Genomic DNA, 22,825 nt, shown 5'->3' with positions numbered 1-22,825 from the left:
AATATCTGTAATTATCTAATATATTCAACAATAAATAGTTATTCAGCATGCACTATTTAAGGAGACTTATGACAAAGCATTGGATAAAAATGTATATGAAATTCGATTCTGCGAATGAATCAGTGCTTCCTTAGACCTGTGTCTTATGCAGGATGTGCACAGTGGGACAATAGAGCTCCGATAACGGGTGCTGTGCCATGTGCCGCATGCCCACTAAAGAATCCCGGTACGGCGGTACCGGGAACTCTTTACATATTGGCCGCCGTTCTCCAAATGTGGAGAAGCTGGTCTTCGGATATTTTGTCTACCTGGAAATAGGAGGCTCCCATGGCTTTGGCCAGTTTTTTGGCCAGGCCCAGTTTGATGAAGCCTGATTCTGTATCTATCACCGCCACAGGAATATTTCTCCTGCCGATGCGTTTGGCTTCTTCCAGAGCATCGGTGACCGGATTGGTTCCTTTATTGAGGGGACTGGTGGCCCGGCCGTCGGTGATGAGGATCATGACAGGGTCCTGGTTTGCATCCTGCCGGTAGAGCATGTCCAGCACATCCTCCGCCTTGAGGAGCCCCTTTGCCAGCGGCGTTTTGCCGCCGGTGGGCATGGAGGCCAGTTTCTTCTGGGCAAAGTCCACGGATCTGGTAACAGGAAGGAGAACTTCCGCCTGGTTTTTGCGGAAAGCTACCATGCCTACCCGGTCTCTCTTCTGATAGGCATCCAGCAGGATTTTGAAAATGACCCCTTTCACTGTTTTCATTCTTTCCCGGGCACCCATGGAGCCGCTGGCATCCACCACGAAGAGGAAAATATTTCCTGTCCTCTTCTCCCGGATTTTGCTGCGGAGATCGTCCTTCCGGATCACTACGGCGCAGCCGTTGGAGGGTCTTGCTTTCTGGTAGGGAGCCGCAGCCCGGAGGGTGGCATCGAAGGCAATGTCCGATGTTTTTGCCTTTGGAATTTCTGCCCTCACATACCGTCCCTGCATAAGGTCCGTCATGGTGAGGCTTCGTTTCCCGCTTCCCTTTTTCGGTTTCCTGTCTTTGGACGGCTCGATCCACATGGGCGGCAGATTTACATGAAGGTCCGCATCGTCGATTCTCTCCCGGCTCTGGCCCCGGGGATTGGACATCTGGGCATTGTCTTCATTCTGCTCATGGTTGCTGTCATCCGCATCCTCCGTATCCATCTGGGGAGGCTGGGCCTTTGGCGGATGGCTGAATTCATTATCCTGGGGAGTCTGCTGCTCTTCTTCCTGCTGAGGCTTATTGTCTTCTTCCGGCTGCTCCTGTGGCATTTCTTCTGCCGGTTCTGCCTGCTGCTCTTCCGCCTTTCTCATGCGGTGAGGAAGGACGAATTCTGCTGCCTTTTCCAAATCCTTGGGGAGCACATATTTCCTGCCTTCCAGAGCTGCTTTCGCCCTGGCCGCCTCGATGAGATAAATATCCGCCCTATGGCCTGCCACATGAGCTTTCAGCGTATACACCGCCGCCAGCTGAATCATGGCGGAGGATACTTCCACCAGAGAAAGGGCTGCTCTGGCGTCTCTGATTTTCTTCTTCAGTGCGTCCGTTTCTTCCTGCCATTTGGCTCGGAAGGCCAGACCGTCTTTTTCAAAGTCCAGCACCCGGCGGATGATTTCCAGTCTTGTTTCATCATCATAGGACGGGTCCGCCTCGGCAAACAGGCCGAACCGGTCCAGCGATGAAGCGGAAAGGGTTCCGCTTTCCGGATTCATGACTGCCAGCACCGTAAAGGATGTTTGCCGTTCCTCCGAAAGGCCGTCTCTTTCCAGCCGGTAGCTGCCGGCTTCGCGGATGTTCAGCACCGCTGAAAGAAGATCGTCCCTGAGGAGGTTCACATCGTCGATATAAATAATTCCCTGATCCGCCTCGTCAATCAGTCCGGGAAGGAGTTTTTTATGACCGCTGCGGATTGCCTCTTCCGTGTCAATGGAGCCGAAGAGCCTGTCCTCTGTAATGCTGATGGGGATTTCAACCCAGGGGGCATCTACCAGTTCTCTGGCACTTCGTACCAGGGTGGATTTCCCTGTCCCCTTTTCGCCGGACAGGAGCAGTCCGCCGGCAAAGGGGTTCACCAGAGTCAGAAGAATGGCTTCTTTGGCTTTTTCCATTCCGCAGATGGCGGCAAAGGGGAAAAGATTACGCTTCATCGTCGATAACCTTGTCCACTTCAGACCAGTCCAGTGTCTGTTCTTCGAAGGGACGGCGTCTCATACGATGGGGCAGGGCCAGTCTGGAAGCTTCCCGGATGTCTTCTTTGGTGACTTCTGTATGTCCTGCCACGGCGGCAATGGTTTCTGCCGTCTTAATAAGGGTAATGTCGGCGCGATGGCCGTCTACGCCAAGGGTAATGGAAATTTTAGCTGCCAGAAGGAGGATATCATTGGACGCGGTTACCTGGGGCAGAAGCTTCATGGCCCTTTCAATGCGGCGTACCTCTTTGGCCTGTTCGTCCTTCCATTTTTCAAGGAAGGGTTCCGGATCCGCTTCATATTCCAGTCTTCTCTTGATGATTTCCGCTCTCTTTTCCGGATCCTGTTCGCCCACTACCTTTACGGAAAGGGCAAAGCGGTCCAAAAGCTGGGGACGGATATCCCCTTCTTCCGGGTTCATGGTGCCTACCAGGGAGAAGCGGGCGGGATGGGAGTAGGAAATACCTTCACGTTCCACCGTATTGATACCCATGGCAGCAGAGTCCAGAAGTACATCTACCACATGGTCGTCAAGCAGGTTGATTTCATCCACATAAAGGATGTTTCTGTTGGCATCTGCCAGGATACCGGTTTCAAAGGAACGCTTGCCTTCCCGGATAGCCGCTTCAATGTCCAGTGTACCTACCACCCGGTCTTCCGTGGCGCTGACCGGCAGTTCTACCACCTTCATGGGAAGCATTTCCACCGGCGGTTCCTCGTGGTCGTATTTCTCATGGCATTCATCGCACCAGTTGGCCTTGTCATCAGGGTCGCAGTGGAAGCGGCATCCTTTAATGCATTTTCTCGGCGGCAGCAGGTCTGCCAGCGCACGGACCGCTGTAGACTTGGCGGTGCCCTTTTCCCCCTGGATGAGCACGCCGCCCAGCTTTGGATTGACAACATTCAAAACCAGTGCCTTTTTCATAGTATCCTGCCCGATAATGGCAGTAAATGGGAATGTTCCCTGTCTTTTCATATGTCCTCCTTGTGTATTGGAAATAATAGTGAGCTGGTTGGCTGGTGAGGCCGCTTTGCGACCAAGATTGACGGCCCTTACGGGCCGAAGGTTCTTAAGGTTCTAAGGTTTGACACGGCCTTCTGCCGTGAGGGTTGTGGTATCGCCGCTGCGCGGCGATGAGTATGAAATCAGCGTTACGTATTTAGGAGCTTCCTGCTGCTTTCCTCCTTTGGTGCCTTACGGCACCACCTTCCCCCCGCAAGCGGCAGCACAATGAACCTTCGGGATGAAAGCCCCGTCAACCTTTAGAGCCCTTCCCTCATCAGTTTTCCGTCATAAATGGATTTCTGCCAAGCCCTGCTTCTCCAGATATTTCCGGATAAAGAATTTCTTCATGGTGCATTCCGCTTCGGAAGGCCGCACGCGGCCCTCCTGGTCCAGCCAGCGGGAGAAGCAGCCGCCCCCGCAGAGGGGAAAATATTCGCAGCGCCGGCATTTGGCCATGGCTGTTTGAATGAAATGGCCTACCTGTCTCACTTTATCCGGGTTCCGGCCGGTTTCTACCGTCCCCAGCCTGTATTTTTCCCGTCCCATGAGAGAGGAGCAGGCATAGATGGTGCCATGCACATCCACAAAGGCAGCCTCGCCGTTCATGGCGTAGCACTGGGGAAATTCATAGTTTCCCGATTGGTGGAGCCTTGCCACCCGATCTTCCTGGGTGAAATGGATGTGCCGGCCTGTCACTTTCTCCAGCATCTGCATGCGGCGGTATACCGCTTCCAGCGCCTTCTCCATATCCTCCGGCGACGGCTCGTGAAGGGCACTTCCCCTCCCCTGCTCCCGGAGGATATCAAAGCCCACCTGGTGTACATTGCCGTAGAAATGGGCCATATCGGCTATGCCTGCCAGATCTTTCACCATATCATCGGTGACAACGCAGGTAATGCCGGTACCGATGCCCTCCCGGGCCAGGTTCTGAAAGCCGAAGGCGGAGGCCTTTGACGAAGAGGAGCCGTCTTTCACCGGCCTCGTCCTGTCCATAACCGCTGGCCTGCCGTCACAGGAAATGCCGATGCCCACGTTATGGTCATAGAGGAAGCGGCCTATGTCCCTGGTAAGCAGGGAGCCGTTTGTCTGGATCTGCATCTGGGCATTGAAATGGTTTTCCTCCACCACATGTACCAGTCTTCTAATCAGGGGAAAACGGAGCAGCGGCTCACCGCCGGAAAACTGGAGGAGGAACCGCTCTCCTGAAGCGCCGGCCATCATCACCGCTTTCACTGCCGTGTCCTCATCCATATCCACAGCGTCCACGTCTGACGCATAGCAGTAGCGGCAGGCGAAGTTGCACCGGCCGGTCAGGGTGAGCACCAGCATACGGATAGGCGGCATGCTATTCATCATCATCTCCGTCATCTTCCAGCTCTCCTTCCACGGACAAGTAGAGCTCCTGCAGTTCCTGCTTCATTTCATCCCCTGCATTCCACATCTTGCGCTGATCCGCTTCCAGAAGGGTTTCAGCCATATTCTGGAGGGCCCAGGGATTCACTTTCTTCATCCACTGCTGCATCTTGGGATCAAGGGCATACTTTTTGGCATACTGTTCATACATCCAGTCGTCCATGACGCCGCTGGTGGCATCCCACTGGAAGCTGATGGACAGGCGGTTTGCCAGGTCAGTGGCTCCCTTGTAGCCGTGCTTCATGAGGCCTTCAATGAATTTCGGGTTCATGGATTCACTGCGGAAGACCCGTTTCATTTCTTCCTGCACCGTCTTTACGCCTACGGCGGAACGGTTGGTGCTGTCCCCTACATAGGACTCCGGAGTCTTTCCGCCCAGACTCTTTACGGCGGCAATCATACCGCCATGGAAAGCGTTGTAGTCATCGGAACTTAAAATATTGCTTTCGTGATTTTCTTCATTCTTTACGGTGAGATCCAGGGAAGCCAGCCTTTTCTTGAAAAGTTCCGGCTTGAAAACACCCCTGTTTCCGCCGCCGAAAACATGGCCGCCCCAGCGGACATACACATTGGCCAGGTCGTCCTCGGTCTGCCAGTTTTTGGAGTCAAGCACCGTATTTACGCCGGCGCCGTAGGTACCGGGCGCATCGCCGAAAATGCGGAACGCTGCGTTTCTCCAGGCGTCATCGGCATCCACGCCCTCGTCTTCCATGAGCTTCGTATCTTCTTTTACATGTTTTCTTACGAAATTGTCCTCATCGGACTCATCCAGGGAAGCGGCCAGAAGCACCGCCTTATCCATGAGCTCTGCCAGCTGGGGCAGGGTGTCCCGGAAAAGGCCACTGATACGGCCGGTCACATCGATTCTGGGCCTCTTCAGTTCGGAGAGGGGAATGGCTTCCAGTCCGGAAACCTTGAGGCTCCCCTTCTGCCATACAGGACGGACGCCCAGCATATAGAGAAATTCCGCAATATCCTGGCCGGAGGAACGCATATTGGGGCCGGACCAGAGAACCATGCCGATATTTTCCGGATACTTCCCCTGGTCTGCAATGAATTTTTCAATCATCCGATCCCCCAGTTTCACCCCCAGCTGCCAGCCGGTGGGCGACGGCAGGGTTCTGGGATCCACACCGTAGAAATTGCGTCCTGAAGGAAGGAGGCTGACGCCGCCGGCATTGGGGGAGCCCGACGGCCCCGGTTCCACATACCTGCCGTCTAAGGCATCCAGGGTATGGTCCATTTCCGCTGTCGTTCTTTCGATGCGGGGCTCGATTTCCTCTGTTACGAAATGGAGCAGTTTTTCCAGCTTTTCCTTCCACTGTTCTTCTCCTTCCGCTTCCGGAAGGGCCATCGCCTGATGGACCGCTTCCTCCGTAAATCCGCCGTCCTGCAGGGTGCGGATCACCGTCCTCGTTTCTTGGCGGATACGGGTCATGAGCTCGCCGTAGGTACACTTCATATCTTCGTCCAGCTCGGAAGACCGGCTCTGGATGGTGTCCAGGGTAGTGTGGTATTTCTCAGCCCACAAATCATAAATGGAAGGCACATTATCATTGGAAAGACGGAGCAGCTGCAGAATGCCGTCGGTCAGAAGATCCCCTTCCAATGGCTGGCCCAGGATATGAAGCCCCACATGGACTTCGCTGTCCTTCAGCTCTTCAATGTAATTATGGAGACTTGCCGCATATTCATCGAAGTCCTTTCCTTCTTCATAGGGAATATCCTGATCCAGTTTTGCCTTCTTCACCAGTTCCAGGATAGGCTTTTCCATATCCTCCGCGCCGTTTCCCGTTTCCTTCATATGGGCATATTCATCCATCGTCTTTTCCAGTTCAGAAATTTCATCATAGGCACCGGCATCGGAAACAGGGGCCGGCATATAGCCGATGAGACAGCCGGCAGCCCGCCTCTTGGCAATCATACCTTCGCCGGTAATGGTCATATGGTAGGGATATACGTTGGGAAGGTCTCCCAGGGCAATATCCGGATAGCTTTCCTCATCCAGTCCCACGCTCTTGCCCGGCAGCCATTCCAGGTTCCCGTGGGTACCCATATGAATCACCGCATCCGCCTTCCATACATTCCTGAGCCAGTAGTAGAAGGCCAGGTACTGGTGGGTAGGAGCGATGTAGGGGTCATGGTACGCCTTGGACGGGTCCATGCCGTACTGACGGGACGGCTGCACCGTAAGGAACATATTGCCATCCATGGTGCCGGGAATCAGAATATTTCCTTTTTCGGAAATCATCACATCCCCCGGCGCCTTTCCCCATTCCTCTTCCATCTTCTTCTGTGCATTGTCTCCCAGGGTATTGAAGAAATCTACATACTCTTTAGCTGACAGCTTCTGGCATTCCTCCGCCTGCTTTTCAGTCATCATGGAAATATCATTGGTGGCATGGGAGGTCATGAGTTCGATGAACTTTTCCGTGGTCTCAGGAACGAAATCAATGGTATAGCCCTCATCCTTCATGCGGTTCATGAGACGGATGGCACTTTCCATGGTATCCAGGCCGGAAGCGCTGCCGATATTGGAATTTTTAGCAGGATAATTATGGAAAATGAGAGCTACTTTTTTATTCTCATTCTTCATTTTATGGAGCCGCCCCCATTTACCGGCCTTTCCCACCATCCGGGAAATCCGTTCGGGAATGGGTTTAAATTCCACGCTGCCGTCGTCCTTCTTTACTCTGCCTGCAACAGGCACGCCATGGATGACGCCGTCCAGCTCCGGCATGGCAGCGGCAATAGACATTTCGATGGCATTAAGCCCCTCTCCGTTTTCCCGCCATTCCTTCTCCGATACCAGAAGCGTATAGGCGGTCAGGATGGGGACATTCAGTTTTTTCAGCGTTTCAAGGCTGGCTTTCCCGCTGCCGGTAAGGGAAAATTTCATGGTACTTACCAGGGAATCAATAACCGCCTTCCCGTCCTTCATGAAATAGGTGGAAATCACATCGGACAGGGTGGGCATGCCCAGGCTTGTATCGGGAGAACCGTTGGCAAATACAGGAAGTACATGGTACCCCTGTTTCTCCGCTTCATCTATGAAGGCATTCTGGTAAGACAGGTCGCCCCAGATCCATTCCTCCCGGTAAAACAGAAGACCGATTACCGGCTTGTCATCGGATGAAAACTTTTGAAGGAATGCGTCCCGGTCTGTGGTGAATCCGTCTTCCCTGTCCCTGTCATAAATACCGGCCCAGGTATAGCTCTGCGGTGCCGGCGGCTCCGGCAGGGACTTGTCAAAGAGGGAAGAAGCGTAGAGCCAGAGATTTCTGAAATTTTCCATACCGCCATAGAGGCAGTATTCCCGGAACTTCTTCATCATGTCATCGGTAAGGGCCCCGCTGTGTTCCGCCGTATTTCCATCCACTGCATCTACAAAGTAAGGAATCCCTGATTTTTCCAGAAAGCTCCGGCAGTCCCTCCAGAAACGGGACTTGAGGCCGTTCTTCATAAGGTGGATCATTACCAGGGAGGCGCCCTTCATCTTCCTTTCCCAGGAACGGTTCCAGTCACTGGTCCGCTCCAGAAAAACGGGGATGCAGAGGTCTGAAATTCTTCCTTCCTCCTGCAGTCCGTCGCAGGCCTTCTTAATGGCAGCATATCGTCTGTCATGGTTCGTCATATAGATAATCTTAATGTCGTCCATACATACCTCTTTCTTTGGGAATAGTGCTGAATGCCCCTGCTGACGTTGTTTTCAGCCTCCTTCCTCAGGAAGGAACTGGCGCCATTTGAGCCACTCTGCAGCTTTGGTGCAAAGGGTTCAGAAGGTTCACAGGGTTCAAAGGGTTCAAAGGGAAGGTATCGCCCTGCGGGCGATGAGTTTTATAAGCCGCTCCGCGGCGGACGTTACGTGCTTACCTTCCCGCCCCATCGTCCTTCTGAGCCGCAGACGAAGAATCCCGGAACATGCCGATAGTAACTCCGACCAGCTCACCAGCTCATCAGCCCACTATACATCCATCTCCATTCTCTTTCATAATTTCTATGATATTTATTAATTTGCTTTATATATTATACTATTTTTATTATATTTTTAAAGCCAATTCTTCTGATTAATTTAATAAATTTCTGATTCATTAATAGCATTCAATCTTTCAATATTAAAAAAGCACTGATGAAGCCGTATTTTTCGGTTATCAGTGCTTTGATTCATTTCCTATTTCAGGACTTTCTCGCGGCCTATCTGCAAAAGCCGTGCGTTCCATACTTTTTCATAAAGCAGAGCGGCGCCCCGAAAACCCGAGAGGGGAAGGTCCGAAAAGAATCCTTCATCGTAGGAGGGCCGGGCAATGTGACAGGAGACGAAGGGTTTCTTCAGTCTTTCCAGCCTTGTGGTTTCATGACTGCTTGAAAGGACAAGGCCATCCTTCCAGTTTTCGTAGTCCCGCCGGATATCCTCATCGTCTGCGGTGACCAGACGGATAACGTCTGCTGCCTGGCAGGTTCTGTCCGCAGGTGAAAGGAGGTGGATGGTCAGTCTGGCGGTATCTATCCATTCGCTTCGAAGGGCTTCTGCTATTCCCAGTGCTTCTGAAGGCGGCGCTGCCACCAGCACTTCATCGAACCACAGGGAGCCCCAGAGAGATTCCAGGCAGTTTCCCTTCCGAAGGATGTCCCCTGCCCTTTCCATTTCTCTCTTGAGAAAGGAATCACCATTTCCAAAGGACAGGATCTGAAGCACCTTTTCTATCCATTTCCTGCTTCCCTCAAAGCCGTAAGGGAGGCCCAGGGAAACATAGGGAATATGGAAGCGCTTTTCCATTTCCCTGGCCGCCGGAAGGCCAAGTTCGTCCCGCACCACCAGATTGAAGGCGGCAGAGGGAGCCTTCATGATTTCATCCCAGCTGCTGCCGCAGCCCGGCGTGGAAATGACATGGATACCGCAGCCATGGAGGATGCGCCGGATTTCTTCTCCGTCCTCCCTTCCCTTCAGGTACACGTCGGATAGGCCCAGCACATTGACGGAGGCGGGAATGGTCTTTTCTTCCTTCATCTCCTCCACCACCCGGAGAAAGGCCCGGGCGAAGCCTTCTTCAAAGCGGCCCTTCAGTCCGCCACTGTCCAAGGTATACACCGGCCAGGGCCCGCCGAAGGATTCTGCAATACCCTTCACATCGTCGCCGATGAGGCCGGCGCTGCAGTTGTTTTCAATGAAGACCCGCTCAGCCTGCCCCGCATCCCGGATGCGGGAAAGTCCCCGAAGGATATCCTTCTCCGTGCCGTACACCATGGATGACGGCGACGTACCGGTTGAGATGATACACCGGGCAGCCCGGCTGTTTTCGTCGTCCACATATTTCATGGCATAGAAATAGCACCACAGAGGACCGTTAATGAGGACAAAGCTTCCCGGAATAGAGGCGAAGAAGGCGGCAGAGCCGGTGAGGCCGCAGGTGTCGTTATGGTGACAGGATGATTCGAATTCACACTTTGACATAGGTCATGCCTCCCTTCCTTCCCTTTCGGCACAGCAGGCGGTAAATGGAGGTAAGAAGGGCCAATTCCCCCTCCGTGCCGGCCAGAGGCACCATGGGGATAAAGAGCTGCCGGACGGAAGCACCGTAGATTTCATTGGTTGTAAGAAGGATATCCGCCTCTTCCATGGCTTTCTGCCCCTCTTCTTCGCTGTAAACAGGAATATCTCCCAGCAATGAAATTTCCTTCCTGTCCGCCTCTGCATCTTCCTCCGTGAGGTTGGAGAAAAGCATCACCCCTGCAGGCTTTATATAAAGACTCCTGAGGGAGCGGATGGTGCCGGATGGACGGTACCAGCGCCGTCCCCGGCCGATGGCTATGAATGCTTTTTTCCCCTCCGTCACCGGCAGGAAAGAGGCCACCTGCTGCTTTACCCTTTCCTTTTCTTCCCTGATAATGGCCTCTCCTTTTTCCTTTTCGCCAAGGAAATCAGCCAGCCGTTCTATCCACTGCCATGTGCCTTCCAGTCCCAGGGGATATACAGGGCCCAGGAAGGAAATACCGTAATCCATTTCCAGCTGCCGTGCCCTTTCTTCCATCCCCTCCGGCTGTCCTGCCGTGCCCAGAAGGACAGAAAGGGAAGCTTCCGTCACATGGCTCCACTGGGAAACAGGAACGTACCCGGGAAACTGGAAATCCACTCTAAGGCCGAAGAAGGAAAGAAGCCGTTTCACTTCCCGGGCGTACTGCCCCTCCGGTCCCATCTGGTCCCCTAGAAGAAGGACGCTTCCCTTTTTGTGCTCCTGTTTCCTGAAAAAACGACAGATGACGGCGTCCATGGTTTTATAATAGCCGTCGGAATATTCACCGCCAAGGAAACCGGAAAAAGCCATGGACAGCACCGGAATGCCATAGGTTTCCTCCGCCTCCCGGGCCTCTTCATCCACATCGTCACCGATGACGCCGGCCACACAGGAAGAAGCTATCACAAGGCACTCCGGATGGTACGCTTTCACCGCATAATCGATGCATTCATGAAGCCTTGCGATGCCGCCGAAAATACTGTCCTTTTCCCGAAGGTTTGAGGAAATTAAAGGTACCGGGTCGCCCCTTTCCGGACAGCCGTCGGCGGCAATGCGGTAATGATTTCCCAAATCCATGGTAGACGCCACATGGACGCAGCCTGCAGGACCATGAAATATGACCACACAGCCCTCATCATAAGCTACCGCCCGCCATACGCCGGTCATGGTGCAGCTGGCTGGGCAGGCCGCCGAAAGAAGCCATTTAGTTTTCAGTGCCATACTGTGCCACCAGATTTTCCAGTTCATCAAAACTTATGGGAGTAGGAATGGACTCCGCCTCATTGGTGAGAATAGTCTCCGCCAGCTTCCTGTACACCTCTGCCTGGTGAGAATCAGGCGCATACTGCAGCACTGTCTGCCGGTGATTTTCCGCCAGATTCACCGTCCTGTCCCGGGGAATAAAGGCTGCCAGATGAGTGTTGAGCCTTCCTGCAAATTCGGTGAGCAGCTCCTTCTCCCCCGGCACATTCCGACTGTTTCCAATGATCCCTGCCAGCCGCACCTTCCCTCTGGATGCAAACCGGGCAATGCCTTTGGCAATATTATTGGCCGCATAAAGGGACATAAGTTCACCGGAAGAAACGATATAAATTTCCTCCGCGTACCCTTCACGGATAGGCATGGCAAAGCCGCCGCATACCACATCCCCCAGCACATCATAGAGAACCACATCGCTTTCCGGCAGTGCCTTCATCCGGTCCAAAAGCTCCAGAGCCACAATAATCCCCCGGCCCGCACAGCCCACACCCGGCTCCGGTCCCCCTGCCTCCACACAGGTTATGCCGTGAAATCCGGTATGAATGATATCCTCCCTTTTGATATCTCCTGCATCCTTCGTCCGCAGCATATCCAGCACCGTGGACTTGCAGATATGTCCCAGAAGCAGTCTCGTAGAATCATTCTTCGGATCACAGCCGATCTGGCACACCCGCTTTCCCATGAGACTTAAAGCAGCGGACACATTAGAAGCGGTGGTGGACTTCCCGATACCGCCTTTCCCGTAAAAAGCAATTTTCCTCATAAAGCTCCTCCTTCATGAAAAAAAGATTTTCCTTGTGTATATTATAACAGGAAATTAGAAATACATGGGATGTGAGACAGGGAGATTCTTAGGAGTCATTGTTAAAAGGAAGGCATGAATGCATAGGTTCAGAGGGTTCAGAAGTTTCAAAGGAGTCAGAGAGGAAGGTGGACGGGCCTTTGGTCCCAAGGGTTGGGGCCGCCTGACGGCGGCGGGTTGTGTAGAAGGGTTGTGTTCGCTGACGCTTAAGGGGAAGGTGGCGGCTCCGCCACAGTTTTAAGCCTTCTTCCATTGGAAGAAGGTGGCCCCTAAAGGGTGGCAAAGGAACTGGATTCGTAAGGGAGCATAGCGACCTGGGAATCCAGTGACATGCTTTCCCGTGGAGAAACGACTCACTATGATTTGCGCGTCGCTGTCGCTCCTTCAAATCATGTTCGCTGTGCACGCCGTAGGCGACGGATGACAGCAGGCCTTTCAAAGAAAGGCCGAGGCCCCGCAGGGGCCTGATTTGGGGCATACGTATTCTTGCATATATTCGGTGTTCCTCAGCCCTATCGGGCAGCTCCTTCCCGCCGGACACTGTCATCCGAGCGGCAGCGAAGGATGGTCGACCAGCCAAAAGAAAAGCCCTTCTTAATTCTCGTTGCCCCTTGAGGGGCCATAGGGTGTACGAGGGTAAGAATGATAATATTGCTCTATTGCGGTTCTACGCAGGGCCAACTTTGGTCGACTCGCGCATTCTATGCAGAATGCGCGCAGTACATGGAGCATATGAGACAACCGGTGATAATTCCCAGTCGGCAGGAAGGCTGGCGATTGGCAGTCAGAGCAGAATTTTCGGACCTATCCTCAGGGCTCCGCCCCGCTCCTTTCTAAAAAAGGAGTCTTACGCTGCGCGCTTACCTTGCTGTCACCCTGCTGCCCCCAAAAATCAACCCCCCGCTGCGTAAACAGCGGGGGCATTCCTTATTTCAGTGCATCCCTTGCAATGGCAAAAGCGGAAAGTGTTTTAGCGTCGTAGATTTCCCCTTTCCGGATCATATCCCATACCTTTTCCAGAGGAATGGGAAGAACATCCAGAAATTCCCCTTCATCCAGGTGCTGGGCCGTGTGGACAAGGCCGGTGGCCAGATAGAGGTGAATAGTTTCATTGCAGAAGCCCGGTGTGGTGTACACGTAACCCAGCTTTTTCAGGCTGCCCCGATATCCGGTCTCTTCCTCCAGCTCCCTGGCAGCACATTCATCCGGCGTTTCTCCCGGGTCCATCTTCCCTGCCGGGATTTCAAGGAGAGCCTCACCCACCGGGTAGCGGTACTGCTTGACAAAGAGCACCTTTCCATCATCGGTTACAGGAATGATGGCAGCGGCGCCGCAGTGAAGAATCACTTCCCTTATGGTTTTCTTTCCGGCCAGTTCCACCTGGTCTTTGAAAAGATGGACAATCTGCCCGTCATAAATTTCCTCGCGGCTCACCATTTTTTCTTTTTCAACGCTCATAAGTACCTCCCTTATGGGAAAAGCGGCGGATGGTATCCGCCGCTGGAATGATACAGATATTTATTTCCCTGTGCTTCCCACGCCGCCGGTCCGAAGGCCTTTGGCTTCATCACCGTCAGCCTTCAGGTATTTCATGAAAATACCCTGGGCTACCCGGTCGCCCTTGGAAATATGGAAGGGCTGGGAAGTGGTATTATACACCGCCACCATAATGTGGCCTTCATTGTCCTCATTATTATAGTAGTCGGAGTCGATAATGCCGGTGCTGTTAATCAGTATGAGACCATGCTTGATGGCCATGCTGGAACGGATGTAGATGGCCAGGTACTCATCCTCTCCCATGTAGGCCTTGAGGCCGGTGGGAATGAGGGTGACTTTACCCGGCAGGATATCCATATCCCTTCCGCTTTCTATGTCGTAGCCTGCACTGGAGGCGGTTTTCCTTACAGGAAGGCGGATGCCTTCCTTCTCCCAGGCAGAAACGACTTCAAATCCCCGGCTTCTCATTTGTTCTTCTTTTCCAGAAGGAGAGCCTTGCGGGACAGGTTGATGCGACCCTTATCATCGATTTCAGTGACCTTTACCATGATTTCATCGCCCACATGGACAATGTCTTCCGGCTTTTCCACCCGCTGGAGAGCCAGCTGGGACACATGGACCAGACCTTCCTTGCCCGGCAGGATTTCTACGAATGCGCCGAACTTCATGAGGCGGGTGACACGGCCCAGATAGGTTTCGCCTGCCTTCACTTCATGGGTAAGGCCTTCCACCATCTTCTTGGCCTGCTGGGCAGCCGCTTCGTCGGTGGAGGAAATATACACATGTCCGTCTTCTTCCACATCCAGCTTGGCTCCCGTTTCATCCTGGATCTTGTTGATGGTCTTGCCGCCGGCACCGATAACGTCGCGGATTTTTTCCACCGGAATGGTGATGGCAATAATCTTCGGTGCATAGGGGGAGAGATGATCTGCCGGCTTGTCGATGCATTCCGCAATCTTGCCAAGGATGAAGAGACGGCCTTCGTGAGCCTGCTTCAGGGCTGCCAGCAGAATGTCCCGGGACAGACCGTGAACTTTGATATCCATCTGGATAGCAGTGACCCCTTTCGCGGTGCCGGCTACCTTGAAGTCCATGTCGCCCAGCGCATCTTCCATGCCCTGGATATCGGAGAGAATGCTGAACTTGCCGCCGTTTTCGATGAGGCCCATGGCAATGCCTGCTACCGGAGCCTTGATAGGTACGCCGGCATTCATGAGGGACATGGTGCTGCCGCATACGGAAGCCTGGGAAGAGGAACCGTTGGATTCCAGAATTTCAGAAACTACACGGATAGCATAAGGGAACTCTTCCACCGACGGAATCACCGGACGAAGAGCCCTTTCAGCCAGAGCGCCATGACCGATTTCACGGCGTCCCGGACCGCGGGAACCCTTGGTTTCGCCTACGCAGTAGGAGGGGAAATTGTACTGATGGATATACCGTTTTTCCGTAATGGGAGTAAGGTCGTCGATAATCTGGGTTTCAGACATGGGAGCCAGGGTGGTTACGGAAAGAGCCTGGGTCTGGCCGCGGGTAAAGAGGGCGCTGCCATGAACTCTGGGGAGCAGTCCCACTTCGCAGGTGATGGGGCGGATTTCCGTCAGCTTTCTGCCGTCCGGACGGATGCCTTCATTGGAAATGGAATCCCGCACGATCTGCTTGGTGAGATGATCCAGGCTTTCAGCCACATCGGCTCCGTTTTCCGGATAGATTTCGGCGAAATGTTCTTTAGCAGCCTTCTTTACAGCATCAATATTTCCATCTCTTCTCAGCTTGTCGGCATCGAAAATAGCCTTCTTCAGGTCTTCAGTGGCAAAAGCAGCCACAGCGTCGTCGATTTCCTTCGGAACTTCCGGGAATACCAGAGTGCGCTTCGGTTTGCCCACTTCTTCGATAATCTTTTTCTGGAAACGGCACAGTTCCTTAATTGTTTCATGGCCGAACATGATGGCATCCAGCACTTCTTCCTCCGGAGCCTCGTTGGCACCGCCTTCTACCATCATGATAGCTTCTTCGGAACCGGCAACCGTAATGTTCATGGAAGACTGAGCCAGCTGTTCCTGGGTGGGGTTCACCACATACTTTCCATCTACCCTGCCGATACGGACGCCTGCAATAGGGCCGTCCCAGGGAATATCGGAAATACCGATGGAGGCGGAAGCCCCCAGCATACCGCACAGCTCCGGCGCATTGTCGTAGTCCACAGACAGCACCGTAGCCACCACATGCACATCATTGCGGCAGCGTTTATCAAAAAGCGGACGGATAGGACGATCAATCAGACGGGCATTCAGAATGGCGGAATTCCCCGGACGGCCTTCACGGCGCAGGAATCCCCCAGGCATCTTGCCTACGGCATACATCTTTTCTTCATAATCAACGGTCAATGGGAAGAAATCGGTTCCCTCCCGCGGTTCCTTGCTGGCAGTGGTAGCCACCAGCACCACCGTATCACCGTATCTTACCAGTACGGCACCATTCGCCTGTTTCGCCATTTTGCCGGTCTCAATAATAAGCGGACGACCGGCCAGATCCATCTGAAATGTCTTGAACATTCCTTTTCCTCCTGTAATCAATAAATCCTTTTTCACGTATTTTCTTATTATACAGGATACCTATTATAAAGTGAATAGGAATGTTTCACATCAGATGAAAAAGTCCATCATGGCCGGCAGATACGAAAAAGCAGGAGTACCGCCGCCGGTCCCTCCCCTGCTTGCCTTTGATATAAAATTTCTTTTACGTGAGACTGAAAGGGGTACATATTGGGGTAAAATATTTCCTGATGGATATGCCGGGTACCGGCTGCTTTCTCAGAACCCCAAATTCCATATCCAATCATATTTGATAATACCTATATTCCAGGCATTCGTTTCTGTGATATGGTAAATAAATCCTAATCGCCTTTTTTAAACTCCATTCTGCATTCATATGGAAATCAGACTCTCTTTTTTCATACGGTCTAAAGGCTATTATCTATCATAAGTCTAATACATTTTTACAAGCGTAATTGCAAAATTGGCAACGTTAGTTCTATTTTGCTCTATTCCCATTTTCGATTTTCTCTTATATAATAGACATAGATGAGAGCTTGGGCAAGGTCCGGGGAGTGGCCACGAAAAAATACCCGGTTCCTGGTCCGGCTGCAAGCCATCTCGCATGGATGAAACCATAAGAGCTCCGGGCTTCGGTCCGTTCGATGCGTTATGAGTTTTTCTTGCATTTTCCTGATTAGGCGCCTTGGTTCATTCCGAGGTCTAAGCGAATAGCCTGAAAGAGTCCATCGTCATGATGGAGCGGTGGAAGATTGGCGCATCTGTCTTCTATCCGCCGGGCCTAGCTCTTTCGGGCTTTTCGTGTTGTCTTGAATCGATGAAGGAAGTCTGAATAGAAAAAATCCCCGGAGGACGGGGATTTTTTATTAGGGTGATGAACCAGCTGATTCTACTATGGAAAATGAGTCAACCCCCTCAAGGGCCTCGGCTTTTCTACGAAAAGCCTGCTATCATCCGGCGCTGCAGGCAAAGAATCTTGGTATGCACATCGTTGAAAGCAGAAGACATGACATGCAGGTGGAGGGAAGGTTTTCTCATTTGCTTCCTGTCGTAATACTGCAGTCCCTTACCCTTGAAAAAGAACCTGCGTTATATGTCAATCTTTCCGCCGACCGGTATTTATAACCGGATATCTCAAATATGCCGCGCACCGAGATCCTTCGCGCTGCTCAGGATGACTGTGGGAGGCGGGAAGGATAACGTCTAAGGCGGGAAAGATGGCCTCTGCCTGTTATTCCTTTTCAATTCCCTGCTCTGCCAATTCATTATCCACTAAAAAAGGCTGCCCTTCGGCAGTCTTTTTTTAGAAATCTTATTTCAGGCGCAGGCCCAGTTTTGCACCGAGAGCTCTGTAGCGTTCGATGTCTTTGCGACGGAGGTAGTCCAGCATATTTCTGCGCTGGCCAACCATTTTCAGCAGGCCGCGGCGGGAATGATGGTCTTTCTTGTGGGATTTCAGGTGTTCGGTGAGGAGAGCGATTCTCTTGGAGAGGATGGCAATCTGAACTTCCGGAGATCCGGTGTCGCCTTCATGGACTGCGTAGGTTTCAATGATTTCTTTCTTTGCTTCAGCTGTTAACATAATAGCCTCCTATAAAAATATAAATTGCTGTATCCAGGTCTACGCCGGAGTTGCGATAAACTGGGGTACAGTTCAACCACGTGTAATTATACATGAACAGACCTTGGATTGCAAGGAAATTCTTACCCCAGAAGAACCCGGTCACTCATGGCGCCGGAGGTTTCCTCGAATTTCTTCAGCAGGTCGTCGATGGTAAGTTTCTGCTTTTCTTCAGGGCTGTAGTCGGCAATGATGGTGCCGCTGTTCATCATGATGAGGCGGTTGCCGTATTTCAGGGCGTCTCTCATGTTGTGGGTAATCATGAGGGTGGTGAGGTGCTGTTCGTGCACGATTTCATCGGTAATCTTCAGCACTTTGCCGGCAGTCTTCGGGTCCAGGGCGGCCGTAGGTTCATCCAGAAGAAGGATGTCCGGCTTTTTCAGGGTGGCCATGAGAAGGGTCAGTGCCTGGCGCTGGCCGCCGGAGAGGAGGCCGATTCTGGTGGAGAGGCGGTCTTCCAGTCCAAGGCCCAGACGGGCTACCATGTCTCTGAACCGTTCGTGGTCGCCGGAGGAAAAGGCCCAGCGGAGGCGGCGGCTCTCCCCTCTTCGGGAAGCGATGATAAGGTTTTCTTCCACCTGCATGCCGGCGGCGGTGCCTTTCAGGGGGTCCTGGAAGACGCGGCCGATGTACTTGGCTCTTTTATATTCGCTCACCTTGGTCACGTCGTGGCCGTTGATTTCAATGGTGCCGCTGTCGGGGATGTAGGCACCGGCGATGGAGTTCAGGAGGGTACTCTTACCTGCGCCGTTGCTTCCAATGACGGTGCAGAAGTCGCCGTCGTTCAGGGTGAGGGAGAGATGGCTCAGGGCTTTCTTTTCATTGGTGGTTCCTTTGAAGAATGTTTTGCTGATGTCTGTAACTTTAAGCATGATCAGCCCACCTTTCCGATATTGACTTTGCCTTTAATCATAGGTGCAGCCAGGGCAAGCATGACAAGGATGGCGGTGAAGAGTTTCAGGTCGTTCGGCGGCATGCCCAAGTAGAGCACCACCGCAATGACCACGCGGTAGATAATGGAGCCTACCACCACCGCCAGGAGGGAGCCGGAGAAGCTGTCTACGCCCAGAATGACTTCGCCGATAATGACGGAAGCAAGGCCGATGACGATGGTGCCGATGCCCATGCCTACGTCCGCAAAGCCGTTATTCTGTGCCACTACGGCGCCGCAGAGGCCGATGAGGGCATTGGAAATAAAGAGGCCCATGATAATCATGGTGTCAGTGTTCACGCCCTGGGCACGGACCATCTGGGGGTTGTAGCCGGTGGCACGGATGCACATGCCCAGCTCCGTGCCGAAGAACCAGTAAATGAGGGCGGAAATAATAATCATGAGCACTGCCGGTACGATGAATGCAGCGGTGGACTGGCTCACATGGAGCAGGCTGGCTGTGGTGGAAAATACGGTGTCCACCCGGAGAAGGGAAATATTTGCCTTTCCCATAATATGAAGGTTGATGGAATAAAGGGCAATCATGGTGAGGATACCGGCCAGGATGGCGGGAATCTTCAATTTGGTATACAGGATGCCGGTGACGGTGCCTGCAATGAGGCCGCCTGCCGCACCGGCTGCAATGGCTGCCCAGGGAGAGGTGCCGGAAGCGATGAGGGATGCTGCAATGGCGCCGCCCAGGGGGAAGCTGCCTTCACAGGTCATATCCGGTACATCCAGTACACGGAATGATAGAAATACACCGATGGCCAGAATGGACCACATGAGTCCCTGGGCCACGGTGGAAACTGCTAAATCTGCCATTTGATTTCCTTCCTTTATAGAAATAAAACAATCAGGGTCTTGCGGGCTGTCCATCATAGAGGTACAGCTTTCTGGAACGCTGCCACAGGTCGCCGGGCAGCGGAATGTTCAGACGGTTCACCTGTTTCATATTGATGACGATATCCGGATCCTGCTGACGCATGATGGGAATGTTCTCAGGAATCATATCCCCTTTCAGCAGCTTTGCTGCGATGCGTCCGCCGGCAAAACCCATGCGGTAGTAGCTGGGGGAAACGGAAATGACAGCGCCCCGCCGTACCATTTCCGCCTGCTCGCCGATAATGGGAATGCCTGCATCGGTCATAATCTTCACGATTTCATCAAAATGGGAAAGAAGTTCCGTGTCTTCCGGTACATAAAGGGCGGTAATATAGCCCACCAGTTTCTGAATCTGGGGTGCTGCCATCTTATCGGGCTGGTAAGCCACCTCATAAAGGTGGATGCCCTTCCGGGCTGCCACATCCCTCAGGATTTCCACCTGCAGCGATGCAGCGGCGTCGCCGGGGTTGTAAAGGATGCCCAGCTTTTCCAGGGACATGCATCGGCCGGCCATGCGGATCTGAGAAAGAATGGCCGGCGTATCCATAATGCCGGTGAAGTTATGGTGTCCTTCAAAATCCTTATCCTTTTTGAAATTCATGACCCCTACCCCGACTACGGGAATGTTTTTCGTCACCTTCGCAGCTGCTTTGGCGGAATCAGTGCCGATGGCAATGATGAGATCCTTCCTGTCACGGGCAAACTTCTTGGCCGACGCCTCCAGCTTCTTGTCATTGCCCTTAGCCTGCACGATGTCGATTTTGGCTCTGCTGCCTTTGCTGTAGCCTTCTGCTTCCAGGGCTGCCAGTACGCCTTCGGTCATCTTATTCTGCTCAGCCAGGTCATCGGACTGCAGGATGCCGATGGAATACACATCCTTCGAGGCAATGGGAATCACATTCTCATTCACCGGTTCCGGTGAAGAAGACTGGTACAAGATAACGGCCATTGCAATATTGCACACCGCGAAAATAAGCATTAACCACCAAAGCTGTTTCAGTTTTGAAGCCACGACACAAACCCTTTCCCTAAAATTTCAAAACCATAGATAAAGAGTAACCTCCGGTTAAAACGGAAGTTACTCTTTGTCGTTTCACATATAACGTCAGATCATTTCTGCCCGGTCAAGAACTTCCTTCGGAATCTGGATGCCCAGTGTTTCCATTTCACTCTTATTGATGTAAAGCTTCGTCTTGTCTGCCCCTTCCACAGGGAAATCTTTTACCGTCTTATTTCCCTTCAGGATTTCCGCAGCCATCTGGCCTGCCCGGTGTCCGATATCATAGAAGCTGATGGACTCGGAAGCCAGCACGCCGTTCTTTACATGGCCCACTTCTGCGCCGTATACGGGGATCTTCTCCCTGTTGGCAACAGCCATAAGAGTAGGAATGGAAGACGCGATAATGTTATCGGTAGGTACATAAATAGCATCTACCTTACCGCCCAGGAAGCCTTCCGCCACCTGCTGCACATCATTCACGGAATTCACCGTCAGTTCCACCACATCAATGCCCAGGGGCTGGCAGTTTTCCTTCAAATGCTTTGCCTGCACCACAGAATTGATTTCACTGGAATTGTAAATAATCCCGATTTTCTTGACATTCGGCTGGATTTCCTTAATCAGCTTCACCTGCTTATCCACAGGCCCCCGGTCATTGGTACCGGTCACATTGCTGTCCGGTGCCTTCTCCGACTTCATAAGCTTTGCATTTTCGAAATCGGAAATAGCGGTGCAGATAATCGGAATCTTATCAGTCGCATTGGCCATGGCCTGGGCTGCCGGTGTGGAAATGGCACCGATGAGCTTGTAATTGCCGGACACATAACGGTTGGCAATGGCCTTCAGGTTGGACTGGTCGCCCTGTGCATTCTGCTGGTCGATTTCCACCTTGTCCTTCAGACCTGCTTCATTCAGCGCATCCACAAAGCCCTTATTGGACTCATCCAGCGCCGGGTGCTGCACGATCTGTACAATCCCCACCTTCATCTTGCCACTGGAACTGCCGCCGCTTCCGCCGCCGCATCCTGCGAATACACCTGCCGCCATAAGGCCGCATAAACCTACTGCCAGAATCTTCTTCCATTGACTTCCTGCCATTCTACTGTTCCTCCCTTTTTTATTTTGCATCCATTCTCCTCTTCCAACGCTCCATAACTCCTAATCAAACTATCCTTCAAATGAAACCGGAACGAGCAGACTTCTGCATTGAACTTGCGATAATTATAGCATATTTTCTGCATGGATACCATGTGGAAAATAGATAAAAGAGGTCGCTTCACCTATATGATTGTCCCACCGCTTGCGGGGGGAAGGTGGTGCCGCAGGCACCAAAGGGGGAACAGGTTCAGAGGGTTCAGAGGGGAAAGGTTCTTAAGATTGACCGGCCCGCCGGGCCGGAAGGTTCTCAGGTTTGACAGCGGCCTTGGGCCGCTGAGGGTTGTGGTGGCCGCTACGCGGCAGATAAAAAAGGGGGGCGCGGCTTCGCCGCAGGTTGTGTAGAAAGGTTGTGTTCGCTACGCTCAAGAGGCGAAAAAAGGGTTCTAAAGATTGACCGGCCAGCCGGGCGGTCGGTTCTCAGGTTTGACAGCAGTCTTGGGCCGCTGAGGGTTGCGGTGTCGCCGCCTTTGGCGGCGATGAGTATGATATAGTCAGCGCTACGGGATTATCCTTTGTGTCACCAATGCTGCATAACGGAGAGCTAAAGCCTCCTTCCTCTGGAAGGCAGAAATCAGCAACATTTCTGAGCCGGGCTATTATGTGAGCATAGCCTGCACATTAAGCGAACACCTCAAAGCCCGGCCGGGGGTGTCGCCGTTAGGCGACGGAGGATAGCAGGCATTTCGTAAGGGGCGCGCTGATTCAGTCGTTATCAGATTTCATTCTTGCATTTTTGTTCAATACAAGGAATAAGCCGACGCGAATAGCCAAAGCTATTTAAGGAGGCTTATGACGCAGTATTGGACAAAAATGCTTATGAAATCTGATTCTTAGGCTGAATCAGTGCTCCCCTCAAAAAGCCGAGGCCCCGCAGGGGCCTGATGTGGCGCATTAGGGAAATGCCGCCTTTCGGCGGCCTCCCCCTTCCACCACTGACGTGGTCCCCCCACCCCCGAGTGCGGGGGTGGGCAAGT

The 22,825-nt window shown here is 52.7% G+C and carries 16 protein-coding genes; 1 reads left to right on the top strand and 15 read right to left on the bottom strand.

Going from position 1 to position 22,825, the window contains the following annotated elements; all coding sequences use genetic code 11:
* Positions 1–248: 248 nt before the first annotated feature.
* The 10 genes from Q0482_RS06840 to Q0482_RS06795 form a co-directional block, all read right to left on the bottom strand.
* Entirely contained in the window at positions 249–2,168 is a 1,920-nt protein-coding gene (locus tag Q0482_RS06840) for a VWA domain-containing protein (RefSeq protein WP_299144941.1), read from the bottom strand.
* Entirely contained in the window at positions 2,158–3,186 is a 1,029-nt protein-coding gene (locus Q0482_RS06835; protein ID WP_291056600.1) for an AAA family ATPase, read from the bottom strand. Before Q0482_RS06835 ends, Q0482_RS06840 begins: the two co-directional genes overlap by 11 nt.
* A 315-nt stretch (positions 3,187–3,501) precedes the next feature.
* Complete coding sequence (locus Q0482_RS06830) at positions 3,502–4,584, bottom strand: radical SAM protein (protein WP_299144938.1); 1,083 nt, start codon at positions 4,582–4,584, stop codon at positions 3,502–3,504.
* Complete coding sequence (gene cobN, locus Q0482_RS06825) at positions 4,562–8,287, bottom strand: cobaltochelatase subunit CobN (protein WP_299144937.1); 3,726 nt, start codon at positions 8,285–8,287, stop codon at positions 4,562–4,564. The genes Q0482_RS06830 and cobN overlap by 23 nt, the downstream gene beginning before the upstream one ends.
* Before the next feature lie 513 nt (positions 8,288–8,800).
* Positions 8,801–10,081 (bottom strand): nitrogenase component 1, encoded by a 1,281-nt coding sequence (locus Q0482_RS06820; protein WP_299144935.1) that lies wholly within the window; start codon positions 10,079–10,081, stop codon positions 8,801–8,803.
* Positions 10,068–11,363 carry a nitrogenase component 1 gene (locus Q0482_RS06815; RefSeq protein WP_299144934.1) on the bottom strand — a complete coding sequence of 432 codons (1,296 nt, stop codon included), beginning with the start codon at positions 11,361–11,363 and terminating at the stop codon, positions 10,068–10,070. Before Q0482_RS06815 ends, Q0482_RS06820 begins: the two co-directional genes overlap by 14 nt.
* Entirely contained in the window at positions 11,347–12,165 is an 819-nt protein-coding gene (locus Q0482_RS06810; protein WP_299144932.1) for a nitrogenase iron protein NifH, read from the bottom strand. Before Q0482_RS06810 ends, Q0482_RS06815 begins: the two co-directional genes overlap by 17 nt.
* A gap of 966 nt (positions 12,166–13,131) precedes the next feature.
* A complete protein-coding gene (locus Q0482_RS06805; protein ID WP_299144928.1) occupies positions 13,132–13,662 on the bottom strand; it encodes an NUDIX hydrolase in 531 nt (176 codons plus the stop codon).
* Positions 13,663–13,722: 60 nt separating this feature from the next.
* Positions 13,723–14,169 (bottom strand): dUTP diphosphatase, encoded by a 447-nt coding sequence (gene dut / locus Q0482_RS06800; RefSeq protein ID WP_299144926.1) that lies wholly within the window; start codon positions 14,167–14,169, stop codon positions 13,723–13,725.
* Positions 14,166–16,256, bottom strand: a complete 2,091-nt coding sequence (locus tag Q0482_RS06795; RefSeq protein ID WP_299144924.1) for a polyribonucleotide nucleotidyltransferase — start codon at positions 16,254–16,256, stop codon at positions 14,166–14,168. Before Q0482_RS06795 ends, dut begins: the two co-directional genes overlap by 4 nt.
* Positions 16,257–16,350: 94 nt before the next feature.
* Between Q0482_RS06795 and Q0482_RS06790 the strand changes: the two genes are divergently transcribed.
* Entirely contained in the window at positions 16,351–16,590 is a 240-nt protein-coding gene (locus Q0482_RS06790) for a hypothetical protein (protein ID WP_299144922.1), read from the top strand.
* Between the two features lie 978 nt (positions 16,591–17,568).
* Here the strand turns inward: Q0482_RS06790 and rpsO are convergent.
* The 5 genes from rpsO to Q0482_RS06765 all read right to left on the bottom strand — a co-directional run bounded on the left by rpsO (position 17,569) and on the right by Q0482_RS06765 (position 21,791).
* The gene (gene rpsO / locus Q0482_RS06785; RefSeq protein ID WP_366208937.1) at positions 17,569–17,838 is read right to left on the bottom strand and encodes a 30S ribosomal protein S15; all 270 of its coding nucleotides are present in this window, start codon (positions 17,836–17,838) and stop codon (positions 17,569–17,571) included.
* Between the two features lie 122 nt (positions 17,839–17,960).
* On the bottom strand, positions 17,961–18,749 hold the full coding sequence (locus tag Q0482_RS06780) for an ABC transporter ATP-binding protein (protein ID WP_291056616.1): 789 nt from the start codon (positions 18,747–18,749) through the stop codon (positions 17,961–17,963).
* Between the two features lie 2 nt (positions 18,750–18,751).
* Complete coding sequence (locus Q0482_RS06775) at positions 18,752–19,633, bottom strand: ABC transporter permease (protein ID WP_299144920.1); 882 nt, start codon at positions 19,631–19,633, stop codon at positions 18,752–18,754.
* A gap of 31 nt (positions 19,634–19,664) precedes the next feature.
* Positions 19,665–20,657 (bottom strand): ABC transporter substrate-binding protein, encoded by a 993-nt coding sequence (locus tag Q0482_RS06770; RefSeq protein ID WP_299144918.1) that lies wholly within the window; start codon positions 20,655–20,657, stop codon positions 19,665–19,667.
* Between the two features lie 141 nt (positions 20,658–20,798).
* Positions 20,799–21,791, bottom strand: a complete 993-nt coding sequence (locus tag Q0482_RS06765) for an ABC transporter substrate-binding protein (protein ID WP_296960024.1) — start codon at positions 21,789–21,791, stop codon at positions 20,799–20,801.
* Between the last annotated feature and the right edge of the window lie 1,034 nt (positions 21,792–22,825).

Source organism: uncultured Dialister sp., assembly GCF_937959425.1.
Lineage (GTDB): Bacteria > Bacillota > Negativicutes > Veillonellales > Dialisteraceae > Dialister.
This window is presented reverse-complemented; position numbering and strand designations above follow the sequence as displayed.

What these genes read in the sequence shown, in the direction of transcription:
- Q0482_RS06830 (WP_299144938.1), bottom strand. Translation starts at nt 4,584, where the DNA reads ATGACGGAGATGATGATGAATAGCATGCCGCCTATCCGTATGCTGGTG.
- Q0482_RS06835 (WP_291056600.1), bottom strand. Translation starts at nt 3,186, where the DNA reads ATGAAAAGACAGGGAACATTCCCATTTACTGCCATTATCGGGCAGGAT.
- Q0482_RS06820 (WP_299144935.1), bottom strand. Translation starts at nt 10,081, where the DNA reads ATGTCAAAGTGTGAATTCGAATCATCCTGTCACCATAACGACACCTGC.
- cobN (WP_299144937.1), bottom strand. Translation starts at nt 8,287, where the DNA reads ATGGACGACATTAAGATTATCTATATGACGAACCATGACAGACGATAT.
- Q0482_RS06790 (WP_299144922.1), top strand. Translation starts at nt 16,351, where the DNA reads ATGAAAAAGTCCATCATGGCCGGCAGATACGAAAAAGCAGGAGTACCG.
- rpsO (WP_366208937.1), bottom strand. Translation starts at nt 17,838, where the DNA reads ATGTTAACAGCTGAAGCAAAGAAAGAAATCATTGAAACCTACGCAGTC.
- Q0482_RS06840 (WP_299144941.1), bottom strand. Translation starts at nt 2,168, where the DNA reads ATGAAGCGTAATCTTTTCCCCTTTGCCGCCATCTGCGGAATGGAAAAA.
- Q0482_RS06810 (WP_299144932.1), bottom strand. Translation starts at nt 12,165, where the DNA reads ATGAGGAAAATTGCTTTTTACGGGAAAGGCGGTATCGGGAAGTCCACC.
- dut (WP_299144926.1), bottom strand. Translation starts at nt 14,169, where the DNA reads ATGAGAAGCCGGGGATTTGAAGTCGTTTCTGCCTGGGAGAAGGAAGGC.
- Q0482_RS06775 (WP_299144920.1), bottom strand. Translation starts at nt 19,633, where the DNA reads ATGGCAGATTTAGCAGTTTCCACCGTGGCCCAGGGACTCATGTGGTCC.
- Q0482_RS06815 (WP_299144934.1), bottom strand. Translation starts at nt 11,363, where the DNA reads ATGGCACTGAAAACTAAATGGCTTCTTTCGGCGGCCTGCCCAGCCAGC.
- Q0482_RS06795 (WP_299144924.1), bottom strand. Translation starts at nt 16,256, where the DNA reads ATGTTCAAGACATTTCAGATGGATCTGGCCGGTCGTCCGCTTATTATT.
- Q0482_RS06805 (WP_299144928.1), bottom strand. Translation starts at nt 13,662, where the DNA reads ATGAGCGTTGAAAAAGAAAAAATGGTGAGCCGCGAGGAAATTTATGAC.
- Q0482_RS06780 (WP_291056616.1), bottom strand. Translation starts at nt 18,749, where the DNA reads ATGCTTAAAGTTACAGACATCAGCAAAACATTCTTCAAAGGAACCACC.
- Q0482_RS06765 (WP_296960024.1), bottom strand. Translation starts at nt 21,791, where the DNA reads ATGGCAGGAAGTCAATGGAAGAAGATTCTGGCAGTAGGTTTATGCGGC.